This is a genomic window from Idiomarina sp. 017G (genome assembly GCF_004362265.1).
Lineage (GTDB): Bacteria > Pseudomonadota > Gammaproteobacteria > Enterobacterales > Alteromonadaceae > Idiomarina > Idiomarina loihiensis.
In genome coordinates, this window is sequence record NZ_SNWT01000001.1 from 497,141 (window position 1) to 513,977 (window position 16,837).

The window sequence follows — 16,837 nt, forward strand, 5'->3', positions numbered from 1 at the left end:
ATCTATTTAGCAGGAGGATGTATGCCAATAGTTTTTGATAACCGCTTTGCCCGTAAGTTCCCGGAAATTACAACTCGCCAGCCAATAAAGCCCGATGGCGAGGTCAATTTACGTTGGTTAAATAGCCCTTTATGGGCTGAATTAACCAATGGAGAAACGCCGCCGGCTGAATTGTCTCAGTGGCTGGGAGGGCTCGAGCACTGCCCGGGAAGTGACCCGGTTGCGCAAAAGTACGCAGGGCATCAGTTCGGACATTTTAACCCTTATTTAGGCGATGGTCGCGGCCTGCTGCTGGGTCAGGCCGTAGTGGGAGATAAAATAACGGATATCCATATAAAAGGCGCCGGACCGACTCCATACAGCCGGGGCGCAGATGGCAGGGCGGTGTTGCGCTCTTCTATACGGGAATTGCTGGCAAGCGAAGCGCTGCACGCGCTAACTATTCCGACAACGCGTGCTTTGGCCTTAATCTCGACACAAGGGAAGATACAACGGGAGCGGGTTGAACCCGGCGCGATGCTGGCCCGCACAGCGACGACGCATGTCCGTTTTGGTCATTTTGAACACTGTTTTCACCGCGGACTGGAAGATACCATGCACAACCTCTGGCAGGACACCATAGAAGTGACCTGGCCACACTTAGCGGATGCGGATATCGAGGAACAATTTTCGCAGGTGGTTAAAAGTACCGCTGAGATGATTGCTGCGTGGCAGGCTTATGGTTTTATTCATGGTGTAATGAATACTGACAATATGAGTTTAGCGGGTGAAACGTTCGACTTTGGCCCCTACGCCTTTCTGGATGATTACCAGCCCGAAAAGATTTTTAATCATACCGATGCGGGCGGGCGTTACGGGCTTTTGCAACAACCGGGAGTTGGACTCTGGAATTTACAGCGACTGGCTCAGGCAATTAGTCCTTTAATTGAGGCAGATAAACTAAGGGCGGCGCTGGACACCTACGAACCTGAACTTCGAAAAGCTTACTTAAACCGAATGACAAAGCGTCTGGGGATGTCGTCAGTACCGGCCAAAGAGAGAATGCAGTTAGTTGGCGGCTGGTTAAGTCTGCTGGAAGTGAACCAGGCCGATTATCAATTGGCGTTCCGTGACTTAATTGACTCGCTTGAAGCGAAAGAGCCGAAAGGGTTGTTGGCACGAAGCGGTGACAGCTGGTGGCAGGAATACAATAACGTGGTAAACGGAAAGAGCGATATTGACGTGATGAAGCAAGTTAACCCCTGGGTTATTGTCAGAACACACCACGCGCAGCGGGTTATCGATGCTGCAGAAGCCGGTGACGACTCGTTATTACATGACTATGTGCAGGCTTTAATGAACCCCTTTTCTGAACGTTTACGCGAAAGCCCCTGGGCGAAGCCGCCAACAGCTGAGGAGCAGGTCTCTGAACTGTCCTGCTCGAGTTGAGGTTTGAATTGCGATCTCCCACTGGATAGGACAAAATCAGAGTTACTGATTATGACAGGGTCAAGCGAATGAACTATCGAGTGCTTTTTATGTTAATCAGCGCCTTACCTTTTTGCGGTATGGCGCAACAATGGAATGTTCCTGAACCACAAGAATTTGATAAAACCGAAGTTTGTCTGGGCGAACTTGAACAACCTTTAACCGTCGAGCTGGCAGATAATCAGCAGCAACAAGCGCGGGGGTTAATGCAGCGTGAGTCACTGGGCGAGTATAAAGGTATGTGGTTCCGTTACGGCAATGAACGTCCGGGCTACAGTGGTTTCTGGATGTATCAGACATTAATTCCATTAGATATTGCTTACCTTGATCGACAGGGCCGTATTGTGAAAACTTTCACGATGCGACCTTGCGGCAGCGATGATCCGACGCAATGCCGAAGCTATTCTCCGGGGAAAAACTACTGGAGTGTGCTTGAGGTAAATGGCGGATTCTTTGCTGAGCATGATATTCGCATGGGCGATCAATTAAGAAAAGCTGAGGGCGAAAGTTGTAAGCAAAAATAGGGTAAAAAATAATAATGAAGAGTAATAAAAAAGGAGAAACCATGAAGTACGTCATATTAGGAGCACTGAGCTTAAGTGTTCTAGCTGCCTGCGGGCCGGCAAACGAGTCAAACAAAGAAACAGATAAAGCGGTTGCCGATATACAGGATTCAGCTTTTAACCCCAATTACCGGGATTATCTAAAGACGTTATCTTCTGACGAGTTTGAAGGGCGCGCACCTGCGTCAGCCGGCGGCGAGAAAGCGGTTAGCTTTATTGAAAATAATTTTCGGGAGTGGGGCTTGAAGCCGTATGACCAGGAAAATGACAGCTACCGTCAGCCCGTCCCCTTAGTCAAATTGATGCCGTATAAAGTGAGTTCTCTGAACTTTGCTGGTGATTCAGCACCCGAGTCTATGAAGTATCGTACTGAAATGATGGCGTGGACACCGCGTGTGGTTGACGAAGTTAACGTCGAAAACAGCGACGTCGTTTTTGTCGGATACGGCATTGTTGCTCCTGAATACGACTGGAATGACTACGAAGGACTGGACGTTGAAGGTAAGACCGTTGTTATGCTGGTGAATGACCCGGGTTATGCAACCGGAGATTCAGAGCTATTTAATGGTAATGCCATGACGTATTATGGGCGCTGGACATACAAATATGAAGAAGCCGCGCGTCAGGGAGCTAAAGCCGCGTTTGTAATACACGAAACAGGGCCTGCCGGTTACGGTTGGGGCGTTGTTGCTGGTGGTTCTCCAGTGCGTTTTGACTTAAAACGTGAAAACAAGAATATGGACCGCTCAGCCATTGAAGGTTGGGTGACAGAAGAAAGCGCTAACGCGTTATTCGCCAGTGTTGGGAAAAATTTAGAGCAAATGCGAGAGTTGGCTTTAAGTGGTGACTTCAAGCCTCAGCCGCTGAACATTGAAGCCTCATTGACGGTTAAAAACAAATTTGAATATTTAGATACCAATAACGTGATTGGTTACATCGAAGGCTCTAAGTATCCAGAAGAACACGTTATTTATATGGCTCACCATGACCATCTGGGAACCGATCCGGTGCGTGAAGATGATCCTATCTATAATGGTGCGCAGGATAATGCCTCGGGCACGGCTGCATTAATGGCTATGGCTGAGCAGTTTGCCAAAGAGCCACAACCAGAGCGCTCTATTGTGTTTGCTGCGGTCGGTGCAGAAGAGAGTGGCCTGCTTGGTTCTGACTGGTACGCGTCGCATCCAATGCTGCCACTGGGCAAAGCCGTTGGTGGTATCAATATGGACGTTATGAATGTTTATGGGCCGATGAAAGACATGGTTGTCGTAGGTTATGGCAATTCTTCTATGGAAGACTACTTGAAACGCTACGTAAAGGCCCAAGATCGTTATGTAGCACCTGAGCCAACTCCTGAAGTGGGTTCATTCTATCGCTCAGATCATTTTAATCTGGCGAAAAGAGGTGTTCCAATGCTTTACGCTAAAGGCGGCAATGACCATGTTGAAAAAGGCCGTGAGTGGACTGAAGAGCAGCGTGCTATATTTAACCGCGATGCTTATCATAAACCGGCTGATGAATTTGATGAAAACTGGGATTTACGTGGTGTACAGCAGGATATGTCCGTTTTTTATTCAATCGGTAATGAGTTAGCAAACTCACGTGAATGGCCTCAATGGGCACCGGGTAATGAATTTGAAGCGGCACGTAAAGCAACAGAAGATATGCGTAAATAGACGTTAAGATAACCTTGTAGGAACGGTCTGTGCCTTATGTTGTCTTAGCTTTGTAGTCATTTTTTAGGAGCAGTTATGACTCATAAACGAGATAAAGTTTATGTCCGTTTCAACCAGGGTTCACGCGCCGGAGGTTCATCCTCCGGTAACTGGCTCAGCCGTTTGCTGGGCCTTTTTTTGTTATTGGTTCTGATAGGCCTTGGGCTGGCTTTTGGCATGGTCATCGCGGCCGTACTATTTGTGCTGATGATTCCGGTTATGTGGCGTCAACGTCATACTATTAAACAGGTCTGGCGCATGCGTAAACAAGCGAAGCAGCATTATCAGGAGCAACAGCGGCAGCATCAAAAACAACAAGAACATTATGAAAATAATAAGGAAGACCGTGGCTCGGTTATTGATGGAGAGTACGAAGTCAAAGAAGATCAGGACAAAAAACCATAGAAACAAAGGTCCAGTGCTGGAATGAAAAAACCTTATATTGTTATTCCGGCGCTGGATCCCGACCAGCACTTGCTGGAGCTTATTGATAGAATTACCACTGAAGATCCAGAATGGAATCACTATCTGGGTATTATTGTTGTTGATGACGGTAGTCGCTCCTCAGACGTTTTTCAGCAACTGGCTGATCGCCATCGTGTTCATGTTCTAAGCCATGAGCAAAATAAGGGAAAAGGCGCTGCATTGCGCACGGCTTTTGACTGGATCATCAAGCAAAGTGATGAACGCTGTTCCGGTGCTGTCACAGCAGATGCGGACGGCCAACATTTGGCTAAAGACATTCTTGCTATCTGTACCTGCCTAAAAGGATACCCGGATAAGCTATGGCTGGGTAGCCGCACTTTCGATGAAAAAGACATTCCTTTTCGTTCCAGACTCGGTAATAAATTTACCCGGGTTATTTTTCGACTGGTAACGGGGCAGGACATTAAAGATACCCAAACAGGGCTGCGCGGAATTCCTTTGGGTTTTCTTGAAAAGTTAGTTCACTTTACCAGTTCAGGTTATGAGTTTGAATTAGAAATGCTGCTTTCGGCTAAGCGCTGCGGCTATCGCATAAATTCTCAGGAAATAACCACGGTTTATGAAGAGGGTAATGAAACAAGTCATTACCGACCAGTAATCGACTCGATAAAAATTTACCAAAAGTTTTTAAAGTTTGCGAGTATTGGGATTTTGTCTGCCGGCCTGGATTACTCCGTTTTTGCAACAGCTTACTTTTTCTCCGGTCAGGTGTTGGAATCTATTGTTCTGGCTCGAGTTATATCCGGGGTGTTCAACTTTTCTTTGAATCGCCAATGGGTATTCAAACAAGGGTCTCATGTTGCCTGGGATGCAACTAAATACAGTTGTCTCGCCATTGTCTTAGTGGCAGCTAATTACGGCCTTACAGAGGCGTTCCGCTACCTTGGTGTTACTCCCTTTATTGGTAAGCCATTAGCGGAAGGCTTAGTCTTCTTGTTGAGTTACGGTGGACAAAAACGCTTGGTCTTTAAAAAAGCAGCTTAACAAGTTGTCGTTTTAAAAAGAAAACCCGGAGTTTAAGCTCCGGGTTTTTTGTATCCGCTATTCGTTATTCTTCAGCTTGCTTAGGCGGGAATATTCGCCGTACAACATAGAAGAATAATGGTACGAAGAAGATTGCCAGTACAGTACCACCAATCATCCCGCCTATAACACTGGTACCGATGGCATTACGGCTTGCTGCACCTGCACCATCGCTTAGCGCCAGAGGCATAACACCAAAGATAAAGGCTAAGGACGTCATAAGGATAGGGCGCAGACGTAAGCGTACGGCTTCCAGAGTGGCATCCAGTAGTTCTTTACCCTGAGCCTGCAAGTCTTTCGCAAACTCAACGATCAGTATGGCGTTCCTTGCCGACACCCCAACGGTTGTCAGCAGACCTACCTGGAAGTAAACATCGTTAGAAATACCGCGAAGCATAACAGCAACGACAGCACCCAGAATACCCAGAGGGACAACCAGCATGACTGAGAATGGTATTGACCAGCTTTCGTACAGGGCTGCCAGGAACAGGAATACAACAATCAGCGATACGCTATAAAGGATCGGCGCAAAATCACCGGATTGACGCTCTTGTAAAGAAATACCTGTCCATTCGAAACCAATACCCGGAGGAAGCTTAGCAATCATCTTTTCCATTTCAATCATGGCTTCGCCGGTACTGACTCCCGGAGCTGCCTGCCCCTGGATTTCCATTGCAGAAACACCGTTATAGCTTTCAACTCGCTGGGCACCATAAGTCCATTCCCAACTCGAGAATGAGCTAAATGGCACCATATCACCCTGGTTATTCTTGACATACCATTCGTTGATATCTTCAGGCAACATACGCGATTCCGCTTCGCCCTGCAGATAGACCTTTTTAACCCGGCCCCGATCGATAAAGTCGTTAACGTAGGATGAGCCCCAGGCTGTGCTTAAGGTTTCATTGATATTGGTAATAGTCAGTCCCAGCGCCTGAGCTTTTTCAAAGTCGATATCAATACGCAACTGTGGCGCATCTTCAAGACCATTTGGACGTACCTGTACCAGCTTGTCGTTCTGTCCTGCCATACCCAGCAATTGGTTACGGGCTTCGAGTAAACCTGCATGACCCAGGTTACCGCGATCCTGCAGGAACAGGTTGAAACCACTGGAAACACCAAGTTCTGGAATAGGTGGCAGGTTAAAGGCAAATATCATCGCCTCTTTAATACCAGCGAAGAACCCAAAAGCTCTGCCTATAACGGCATTAACACTCTGGCTTTCGTCACGTTCGCTCCAGTCTTTCAAACGCACGAAGGCGATACCATTAGCCTGACTTCGTCCTGAGAAACTGAAACCAACAACAGAAAATACTGACTGAACCGCATCTTCCTGGTTAAGGTAATAGTTTTCTATTTTGTCCATGGTATTAACCGACTGCTCAATAGTCGAACCGACCGGTAACTGCATCTGAGTCAAGAATACGCCGCGATCTTCGTCGGGCAAGAAGGCCGCTGGCAATTTCATGAATAAGAACACCAGAATACCAATAATACCCAGGTAAAGTACGCCAAACCGTACGGTACGACGTAAAATTGAGTGAATGGTATTGGTGTACTTATCGGTCCATTTTTCTAAGGTACGGTTGAACCAACCAAGCGGGCCCCAGCCACTGCTTTTGTCGTGCTTAACCGGTTTCAGCAGGGTGGCACACAATGCTGGTGAGAACACGATTGCGACGAGAACAGACAGACCCATCGAGGTAATGATGGTCAGTGAGAACTGTCGGTAAACGGCACCAGTCGAGCCTGGGAAAAAGGCCATAGGTGCGAATACCGCGGCCATAACAACACCGATAGCAACAAGTGCACCGGTAATTTGTCCCATCGACTTAATCGTTGCCTGCTTGGGTGACAAGCCCTCTTCAGACATTAAGCGCTCAACGTTCTCTACAACCACGATGGCATCATCAACCAACAGGCCGATGGACAACACCATACCGAACATGGTCAGGGTGTTAATTGAGAAACCAGCTAATGCCATGACCCCCATGGTTCCCAGAATAACCACCGGTATTGCTAAGGTGGGTATTAAGGTAGCGCGTAGGTTCTGCAGGAAAACGAACATCAGCAGGAAGACCAGAATAATGGCTTCTATTAAAACCTGCGCAACTTCTGAAATTGAGATTTTGATAAAGGGAGTCGTATCGTACGCTGTAACCAACTCCATTCCATCAGGGAAAAACTCTTCCAGTTCAGCCATTCGCGCTTTTACCGCATCGGCTGTTTCCAGGGCGTTAGCGCCGGTCTGCAAGTTAATTGCCAGACCTGTTGCCGGCTTACCGTTATAATTGGCCTGAATGGAATAGTTTTCTGCGCCTTTTTCGACCTCAGCAACGTCTTTAAGAAGGACTTGCGAACCATCGGACAACACTTTTAAGGTGATGTTTTCAAACTCAGAGACATCAGACATACGAGTTTGCGCAATAATGGTTGCGTTTAGACGTTGTCCCTCTACGGCTGGGGTACCACCGAGTTCACCGGCAGCAACCTGAGCATTTTGTGCCTGAATAGCACTTTTAAGGTCAGCCATTGTCATGCCGTAGTTAACCAGCGCTGACGGGTCTACCCAAATTCTCATTGAGTAGGGCGAGCCAAAGAGCTGAACGTTACCAACGCCGGTTGTACGGGCTATAGGATCCTGAATATTTGACGCAATATAGTCACTTAAGTCGGTTTGAGAGTAACGGTCGTCTGAGGCCACGAGTGCGGCTACCATTAAGAATGAGCTACTTGCTTTACTAACGGTAATGCCCTGAGCCTGAACTGCCTGAGGCAACTGGGGGGTTGCCTGAGAAAGCTTATTCTGAACTTGCACCTGAGCAATATCAGGATCCGTTCCTGAAGCAAAAGTCAGACTAACGGTACCGTTGCCAAAGTTGCTCTGAGAAGAGAAGTAGAGCAGGTTATCTATACCTGTCATATTCTGCTCAATCACTTTGGTTACGGTATTTGAAACGGTTTCGGCGTTAGCGCCAGGGTAACTCACCTGAATTTCGACTGCAGGCGGAGCGATAGTCGGATACTGAGCTATAGGTAGCTGCAGCATCGCGATAGCACCGGCCATCATGGTCAGCAGCGCGATAACCCAGGCAAATATCGGGCGATTTATAAAAAACTTGGCCATTACTGACTTCCCTTACTGCTGCTGTTCAGAGTTAGATGAATCGATAGTCACCGATGCGCCCGGACGAATTTTTTGCAGACCTGAAGTGATAACGGTATCGCCTTCTTTAAGGCCTTCAGATACTAACCAACTGCTGCCTACAGCGCGTTCTGTCGTTATCATCCGTTGTTCAACTTTTTTGTCATCATTTACCAGCATGACATAAGGTCGTCCTCTGGGGTCTCGAGTTACGGCTGTTTGTGGTACTTTAATGGCTGAGTTAATAGTGCCTTCACTCACTTCAGCACGCACAAACATGCCGGGATACAGCGTTTTATCCGGGTTAGGGAATTCAGCACGTAATAGAATTGCTCCTGTATCCTCATCGACACTGACTTCAGAAAAAAGCAGCTCACCTTTTTGATCGTAATCCAGACCATTTAATTTTAGACGAACGGGTGCGTTACCTTTCTCGTTCGCCTGAATACGGCCAGATTTTATATCAGCCTGTAATTCCATAAATTGTTTACTGGACTGGTTGATATCAACATAAATTGGATCCAGTTGATTAATCGTAACCAAAGGCTCAGTCTGCGACGCCGTTAATAATGCACCTTCAGTGAAATTAGAGCGGCCAATGACACCGTTAATAGGGGCGTTGACTTTTGTATATTCAAGATTAATACGGGCATTTTTTAACTGGGCTTCAGCGACTGAAACAGCCGCTTTGTTTTGATAAAAAGTGGCTTCTGCACTATCAAATTCGTCTTGACTGACAGCGTTCTCTTCAAGTAATTCCTGAAAGCGTTTATAACGAAGTTCCGAGCTGCGCAGCACAGCTTTGGCGCTTTCAACTTCAGCTTTGGCGCTGGCTAATTCTGCTTCGTAAACGGCAGGATCAATTTGATAGAGTTGTTGTCCTTTCTCTACAAAAGTTCCTTCTTCAAAAGTCCGTTTCAGCAATACACCACTAACTTGTGGACGCACCTGAGCAACTCGGTAGGCAGCTGTACGTCCAGGTAAATCGGTACTAAGGCTGATTGACTCAGGCGTTACGGTAATCACATCAACCTGAGCTGCTTGCTGCTGGCCTTGTTGCTGCTGTTGTTGGTCGCTGCATGCGGTTAGTGCTCCCGTTAACAGAAGACTCGCGGCAAAAATGGGGGCAAACCTAAAACGCGTGTTCATTAAATTACCTCTGACCTATTAATTTATATCAATCCGGAATTATACATACATTCATGTATGTTTGTAAAACTATTCAGCGACAGTTAGCGCTATTTTTCCGATGGTTTTCTGACTTTCTAATGCCTGATGCGCCTTCCGAAGATTATTCGCATTCATTTCGCCAAAGCTTTTACCCAGAGTCGAACGAATTTGGCCTTTTTCGACCATTTTCGCAATATGGTTCAGTAATTCCTGCTGCTTTATCATGTCTGCTGTAGTAAACATAGAACGGGTAAACATAAACTCCCAGTGCAAGCTGATACTTTTTTGTTTCATCAGGGTAATGTCGATACTTTCTGACGGATCATCTATAAGGCAAAAGCGACCCTGAGGAGCCATTAATTTCATGCATTGTGCGAAATACTGTTCGCTATGAGTCAAACAGGCCACATCGGTTACCGGAGAGGCGCCAACAGACTCTATCTGCTCAGCTAAGTCGTCGTAATGATTGATAACGTGGTCAGCCCCCAGAGCTTTTACCCATTGTTGAGACTCTGCGCGGGAGGCCGTAGCGATAACGGTGACATCGGTTAGCTGCGCGGCAAGCTGAATTAAGACCGAACCAACGCCACCGGCTCCGCCAATGATTAATAACGTTCTTTTGTTGTGCGGTGAGGGTTTATCAACCTGTAAGCGATCAAACAGAATTTCCCAGGCGGTAATGCTGGTCAGTGGAAGGGCGGCTGCCTGAGTGTCATCGAGGTTCTCCGGTGCTTTGCCTACAATGCGATAATCGACGGTTTGCAATTGCGCGTTACAACCTGGTCGGGTCAAGTCCCCCGCGTACCAAACACGGTCTCCGGTTTTAAAACCTGTTACTTTATCTCCGGCAGAGACAACTTCCCCGACTGCATCCCAGCCAATAATTTTGTGGCCAGATTCAGGCGCCATGCGCATTCTGATTTTGGTATCAACCGGGTTAACGGCTACGGCTTTAACTTTAACCAGTAAATCGTTGGCTCCGGGAACCGGATCATCGACAGTAATATCCAGCAGTGAACTTGGATCTTCAGCCGGAAGTGATTCTTTGTATCCTACAGCGCGCATAGTCTTCTCCTTAATTAACAACAATCACACTGTATACGTATTATTAGAGAAAGCGATGACAAAAAAATGGCAGTTAGGCAGAAAATCCTGCTTGCTCCAGATTATTTGCAAAGGCTTCTAATGCATCAAGACCTTGGACATCTTCTTCTAATAGATAAAGAGAGTAATTTCGCCATGCTTTAAAACGTTTGTGAATGTCTTCTATGTAAGTTTTTTCCTGAAGCCTGCGTTTGGCCAAAAAGCTGCCGTCGGCCTGTTCAGGCAATATTCTATTGATAACAACACCACCAACGGGTAACTTCTCCGCGGTTAACGACAGCAGTGCCCGATCAGTTTCCTGAATAGGGAGACGTTCTGGTGTTAGCACAAATAGAATGGATGTGTAACTGCTATCCTGCAGTAAGCGTCGGGTTCGTTGAAAAAGCCTCTGTCGTGTTAATAGTTGTTCTGTAATTGCTTTAGTGCGGTCGGACATACCGTCGCTGGCATTGTCTTGAGGGTCAGCCATTGGGTTATTAATATCTTTACCAGCTTTGGGTGATAAATGCTCAAGGACTGAATCAAAGTCTTCAGAGCGCTTTTGCGAGCGCAGCATTCCCTGCGTCCAGGCTGCCATAGCCTCGGGTAATGTCAGTAAACGCAAAGTATGACCGGTCGGGGCTGTGTCAAAAATTAACAAATCGTAGTCTTTCTCTGCTTCATCAATGACGTTGCAAATGCGCTCTAGCAAAGCAGCCTCCTGGGCTCCCGGAGACTGCTGGGTTAAACGCATCTGGCGTTCAATTTCGGGAAAGAGATCGGGGTTTGTAAAACGCTTCATTTGAGAACTGACGCGTTCAATATGAGCCTTAACTTCGTGGTCAGGATCAATTTCTAATGCGGTTAAATTTTCGCGCATAACAGTTTTTTTATCGCCGATTTTCTTGTCGAATACGTCGGCCAGGCTATGCGCCGGGTCGGTTGAAACCAGCAATACCTTTTTACCTTGGCGTGCAGCAAGAACCGCCAGAGCAGAAGACACGGTTGTTTTACCAACTCCGCCTTTACCACCAACTAATAAAACTTTTTTATCGCTTAACAACATGAGAAATGAACCCTGTTTTTGGTCGGGTTATAAAATTAGCAACAACGGAAGTGATCAAGAGGTGAGTGTTCCATCCCCATGCGTTGATGCCATTCGTGGAAACGTTCCAGCATTAATGGCTGTAACTCTAAAGTATAATAGGCGGCCGGGTTCGGCACGCCCATCATTTCAGAAAAAACCAGTAGCATGAATAAATCGTCTTCGTCGCGCTTTGCCCGGGCAATAGCAGAGCGATAGGGCGCATTATAAAACTCATTGGCCAAATCACTTGCCCGGCTGAACCAACGGCGCACTGACTGTATATTCATGCTACTTACTCCCGTTACTCTTATTGCTGCTTCTGGGCTTTTTGTTCCTTACGGATTTTAGTTAAGCCTGCGCTAGCTTCAAGAGCAATCCAGATAGCGGCAACCAGCACCACTAAATCCAGACCCATTAAGAACCAGTCACCGCTGTTATAGAAATCTTTAAGCTGAACAATAAGAGCGAAGACTGTCATTATCAACAGGAAAATTAACGGTATTAAGGTGTAATACATTGGTCGGCCTAAGCGCACCAACATGACCGTAATAACCAACAAGGTCAACCCTGCTAATAACTGGTTTGTGGTACCGAACAGAGGCCAGATAACTAAGCCGCCGGAACCGTCTGCGCCGCCAGCACCGAAGGCTAACAATAAGCAGCTTCCTACAGCTAGCATCGTTGCCGGAAAGGCTTTTTGCATCCAGTTAATGTTATACAGGTTTCCCCATTCCTGGAAAATATAGCGTTGCAGACGTAATCCAGTATCCATTGTGGTACCGGCAAAAAGCACAGCCATTACCGTCAGCAGGGTTTCTGATACGCCAATGTCCAGGCCAAGCCCCTGACTAATAATGTTGGCGCCACCTTCAACAAAGGCTGATACGCCGCCTTGTCCGAAAGAAGAGTAGACCGCTTCCCAGTCGGCTAATGTTGCAAAACCGGCTGTGGCAGCGATGATAGTCGCCAGCGACAATGAGCCTTCACCAACCGCACCAAAGTATCCGACAAAACGGGCGTCGGTTTCTTTATCAAGTTGCTTAGAGGTTGTGCCAGATGCAACCAGACCGTGGAAGCCCGAAATTGCCCCACAGGCTATGGTCACGAACAACAGCGGCAACATTGATGGGGTGCCTTCCGGAGTGTTGCTATTGAAGGCCGGTGCTGAAATTTCCGGAGCCAGTAATAAGGTGGCGCCGTAAAGCAAAATAAGACCGATGAAAAGCTGCAGACCGTTGATGTAATCACGTGGCTGAAGCAACATCCAAACAGGTAGTAACGAAGCGATGGCTGCGTAGCCAAACAGGATAAGAACCCATTGCGCGTTGTCGCTAATACCCATTACCGTTTCCGGCAACTCTATTGGGAATGATGGACCTGCCCAGATAAGTGCGTACAGCGCTAGTACACCGATAATGGATATTGCACCTAAGCCCATCCATTTACGGAAAATAATTTGTCCGATAATAAGTGCGACAAAAATAGCACCCCAAACTGGCACTACTGAGCTGGAGAATTTAATCAGCAGACCCGAAATAGCGGTGGCGAACACTGCGTTAACCATTAGTAACACAAGGAAGATAACGATCATAAACAGCGTTTGAGAGCGCTTGCCTACAACATCGCCGGTCAGGTTACCGATAGATTTGGCTTTATTACGGTTACTTGCCCAGATAGCGCCAGCATCGTGTACGCCAGCAAAAAATATGGTACCGAAAATAACCCATAAGAAAGCAGGTACCCAACCCCAGATAACCGCGATGGCAGGACCAATAATAGGTGCCGCACCGGCTACAGAAGTAAAGTGGTGGCCCCACAGAACGTATTTATTGGTAGGGACGAAGTCGACGCCGTCTTCTAATTCGTGAGCGGGTGTTCTGAAGTCTGGATCAAGCTTAAAAATTTTCTCAGCAATGAATTTAGAGTAAAAAACGTAACCGAGAAACATTGCGCCTAAACCCAGAACCATCATTACGATTGCGTTCATGGCAAGAGCCTCATTGTTGTAGTGTTAGACAGATAACGAAAAATGCCAACAGTTATTGTATCGTAGATTCAATAACTGTTGGCATACGACCAATGTCTAATATCTAACAAAGGCTAAAACATTTAAAGCCTTTTATTACCCTGAAGCAGGCGGACAACTAAAGAAATCGCAAAGAGGATAATAAAGATATAGAAGATAATTTTGGCTATTCCGGCTGCTGTTCCGGCAATTCCACCAAAGCCTAAAATAGCAGCAACTACAGCCACGGCTAGAAAGATAAGAACCCAACGTAACATATTCACCTCACTGATTAATTTAGAAGATTCAATTAGTAAGGTAGACCATGATTTGAAAAATAACCAATATATCCAAGTGTAAAAAAACCGCTAAGACGGGAAGTCCTAACGGTTTTTATTTCTCAAAAGCTAATTAATTAATGGGCTTCTGCGGCGGCATCAGCTGCCGCTTTATCGTCCAGTTTTTTCGCATAAACCTGAATACGGGGAGCTAAATAAATAGCATTACTGAGTAATTTAGCGGTTCCCCAAAAATAGGCGCGGAAATTAATGTTGTCGGCAAAACCAATTACCTGACCGTTGCCTAAACGATGGGCGGCAATATTGGTTTTACCTTTTAGTATTTCGCGATTGCGCTCATCAGTGTAACCACTCATTAAAGGCTGCTCCGAATAGCGAGCGACTGAAACGAAAGGCGACTCGGGTTCTTCCATGGCGGCAGCCGAATTCTTGAATACTGGCATTTGGTCACGCGGGAAGCCAAAGAATAATGGGTGAGAAGTATCGACATCCATTGAGAATATCGCTCCGGCAATTCGCTGTTCAGCGTAGAAGTCGTCGCGCTCTTCGTAACTTAGCTGCTTTTTAGTAAAAGCGCTCTGGAAGACGGCATCATCAATAAAGCGAGTTTGCAGAAGACCATTTTCTGCTAACCATTCAGCACCACCACGCTGACCAATTATTGTTCCACCCTGGCTTACCCAGTTTTGGATTTTTTTACGCAGTTGTTTATCTAAATTGCTGTAATGTCCGTCCACCATAATAATATGGCTATAACGGGTTAAGTCAGCGCTGGGCAGACGTTCAGTATCAACCATCGACAAGGGAATACCCACATGACGGTCAAGGTAGTACCAAGTTTCCCCAGCTTCGTAAAGGTTAACCCCCTCGCCGGTCAGCATCATTACGCTGGGCTTTTCTACCGGTTGAATATTGCGGCTACCCAGGTCAACACCTTCAGGTGTCAATCCGGTCTCGATAGAGGTTACCTGAATACCTTTTTCTTTTGCTGCGGTAGCCAGACGGCGTTGTACATCGCGCCATTCCCGCTGCTGATAGGCTTTAGGTACAACAATAGAGCCTGCTGAAAATTCCTGACGGCCTTTTTCACCTTCTACAGTGAAGGGCTTGGTGGTCTGACGAGCGTGAATGTTCTGCTCTAGTAATTCCTGTAATAAGCCCGGAGCATGGTAATCGTTCCAGTTAAATGCGTAAGCGTAGGCATCAGTGAGAGCCGATGTTTTGCGTTTTGGCGCATCCCAGGCGTTATCCGCTATTTGAATACGACCACGATGAGTCTCAAATGGCACGTTAAAGGCTAATGGTAAAGTCCAGCCAGAAACATCGTAGAAGGTATTGTTCGGGAAGTTCTTGCGCGTACTGAATATTCCCTGAATTAAGCCGTACTGAGCCTGAGCCAGAGGGATGTAATAACTGCTTCCGGCTTTAAACTGAGTACCGTTCTGCTCTATATCTTTTTCTACGCGGTAAGCTTTAATACCGTGCTGTTTAAATATTTCCAGTAAGCCTTCTACACGCGACGGGTCGCTTGAGTCACCAATTATATAACCTTCAAACTTGGCTTTTTTGGCTGCTTCCATACCTTCGTCGTAAGCGCGCTCCTGAAACTCAATAAAACGACTTTTGTTTTTGTGTGTGCCGTAAATGGTACTGAGTGAGGCGACAAACTGGTTACGAATAGTGAACGGAAAGCTGACCTCACCATTAACCGAGTCCTGCAAGTGTCCGCGACTGGATGCTTGTTCGAATAGTATGCCGACAGCGCCCTGAATATCCGGATACGTTGAGCCTTTGCCATAATAAAAGTCATCAAATGATTCTTCGGTGTAATACAGGCTGCCAATATCATCCAGCGAGTCAGCGTGTTCAGCTGCCAAAATTTCGGTTAAGCGCACGTTTTCATCTGGCGTTAATGGGTTTTTACGAGACGGAATACCCGGCTGGAAGAAATACGTGCTGTTGGTTCCCATTTCGTGGTAATCGGTCAGTACGTTTGGCTTCCATTTCTGAAAGTTAGCGATACGCGCGCGCGATTCAGGGTGTTGCAGTAACAGCCAGTCGCGGTTCATATCGAACCAATAGTGGTTAACCCGACCACGGGTGAACGGCTGCACATGCTCCCGGTGTTGAGGGTCGGCAACAAGGTTCTGACTCCGGTGTTGGTTTGCCCATTGTGCGAAGCGAGCAAGACCGTCCGGGTTAAACGCGGGATCAAGCAGAATAACTGAATCATTCAAAAGCTCATCCACGGCTTCGCCTTCAGCGGCGGCAAGGTAATAAGCAAAAAGTATTGCTGCATTACTGCCGCTCGATTCGTCTCCGTGAATACTATAGCCCATGTACATGACTACCGGCGTATTGTCCGGGTCGGCGTCACGGTTAGGGTCTGCCGCTGCCAGGTGACGCTCACGAACGTCATCAATATTGCGGTGGTTGTCTTCTGAAGTGACGGTAAGAAGTAGCAAAGGACGCTGCTCATGCGTGCGACCGGTTACTTCCAGCGTAATACGATCTGACTCTTCAGCCAGAACTTCCATATACTTTACTATTTGCTCGGGGCGGGCATGCCATTCACCAACCTGATAACCCAGCACATCTTTGGGTTTGGTAATTTCCGGGTTGTAACTGACATCCTGTGGCAGGTAGTAAGAAAGGTCTTTTGTTGCTGCCATAGAAGGCAGGGCAACGATGACCAATGCGGCCGCGGTGACACGGCTTAACATTCGTTTCAACATAGATAGATCCCCTTGGTGTTATTATGCCAATACCATAACAAAAGCGTAACGCATTGACT

Annotated in this window: 13 protein-coding genes; 5 read left to right on the forward strand and 8 right to left on the reverse strand. The window is 46.9% G+C overall.

Annotated elements, in window-relative coordinates; translation table 11 throughout:
- The first annotated feature begins 21 nt into the window (after positions 1–21).
- From DEU30_RS02460 to DEU30_RS02480, 5 genes are all read left to right on the forward strand, one after another.
- The gene (locus tag DEU30_RS02460) at positions 22–1,428 is read left to right on the forward strand and encodes a protein adenylyltransferase SelO family protein (RefSeq protein ID WP_114981380.1); all 1,407 of its coding nucleotides are present in this window, start codon (positions 22–24) and stop codon (positions 1,426–1,428) included.
- A gap of 89 nt (positions 1,429–1,517) precedes the next feature.
- A complete protein-coding gene (locus DEU30_RS02465) occupies positions 1,518–1,991 on the forward strand; it encodes a DUF192 domain-containing protein (protein WP_227016298.1) in 474 nt (157 codons plus the stop codon).
- A 41-nt stretch (positions 1,992–2,032) separates the two neighbouring features.
- Positions 2,033–3,706: a M28 family metallopeptidase gene (locus DEU30_RS02470; protein WP_114981378.1), complete on the forward strand. Its 1,674-nt coding sequence runs from the start codon at positions 2,033–2,035 to the stop codon at positions 3,704–3,706.
- A gap of 75 nt (positions 3,707–3,781) precedes the next feature.
- A complete protein-coding gene (locus DEU30_RS02475; protein WP_114981377.1) occupies positions 3,782–4,150 on the forward strand; it encodes a hypothetical protein in 369 nt (122 codons plus the stop codon).
- A gap of 21 nt (positions 4,151–4,171) precedes the next feature.
- Complete coding sequence (locus DEU30_RS02480) at positions 4,172–5,215, forward strand: bifunctional glycosyltransferase family 2/GtrA family protein (protein WP_114981376.1); 1,044 nt, start codon at positions 4,172–4,174, stop codon at positions 5,213–5,215.
- A 64-nt stretch (positions 5,216–5,279) separates the two neighbouring features.
- Here the strand turns inward: DEU30_RS02480 and DEU30_RS02485 are convergent, their stop codons facing one another.
- From DEU30_RS02485 to DEU30_RS02520, 8 genes are all read right to left on the reverse strand, one after another.
- The gene (locus tag DEU30_RS02485) at positions 5,280–8,381 is read right to left on the reverse strand and encodes an efflux RND transporter permease subunit (RefSeq protein ID WP_110014016.1); all 3,102 of its coding nucleotides are present in this window, start codon (positions 8,379–8,381) and stop codon (positions 5,280–5,282) included.
- A gap of 12 nt (positions 8,382–8,393) precedes the next feature.
- Entirely contained in the window at positions 8,394–9,548 is a 1,155-nt protein-coding gene (locus DEU30_RS02490) for an efflux RND transporter periplasmic adaptor subunit (RefSeq protein ID WP_011233953.1), read from the reverse strand.
- Between the two features lie 69 nt (positions 9,549–9,617).
- Positions 9,618–10,634: a zinc-binding alcohol dehydrogenase family protein gene (locus DEU30_RS02495; RefSeq protein ID WP_011233952.1), complete on the reverse strand. Its 1,017-nt coding sequence runs from the start codon at positions 10,632–10,634 to the stop codon at positions 9,618–9,620.
- Between the two features lie 73 nt (positions 10,635–10,707).
- Complete coding sequence (locus DEU30_RS02500; RefSeq protein ID WP_114981375.1) at positions 10,708–11,718, reverse strand: ArsA family ATPase; 1,011 nt, start codon at positions 11,716–11,718, stop codon at positions 10,708–10,710.
- A gap of 35 nt (positions 11,719–11,753) precedes the next feature.
- The gene (locus DEU30_RS02505; RefSeq protein WP_011233950.1) at positions 11,754–12,026 is read right to left on the reverse strand and encodes a cory-CC-star protein; all 273 of its coding nucleotides are present in this window, start codon (positions 12,024–12,026) and stop codon (positions 11,754–11,756) included.
- 20 nt (positions 12,027–12,046) lie between these two features.
- Positions 12,047–13,726: a carbon starvation protein A gene (locus tag DEU30_RS02510; RefSeq protein WP_110014012.1), complete on the reverse strand. Its 1,680-nt coding sequence runs from the start codon at positions 13,724–13,726 to the stop codon at positions 12,047–12,049.
- 122 nt (positions 13,727–13,848) lie between these two features.
- The gene (locus tag DEU30_RS02515) at positions 13,849–14,022 is read right to left on the reverse strand and encodes a DUF1328 domain-containing protein (protein WP_016341288.1); all 174 of its coding nucleotides are present in this window, start codon (positions 14,020–14,022) and stop codon (positions 13,849–13,851) included.
- A 137-nt stretch (positions 14,023–14,159) separates the two neighbouring features.
- Positions 14,160–16,778 carry a M14 metallopeptidase family protein gene (locus DEU30_RS02520; protein ID WP_114981374.1) on the reverse strand — a complete coding sequence of 873 codons (2,619 nt, stop codon included), beginning with the start codon at positions 16,776–16,778 and terminating at the stop codon, positions 14,160–14,162.
- Positions 16,779–16,837: the final 59 nt, after the last annotated feature.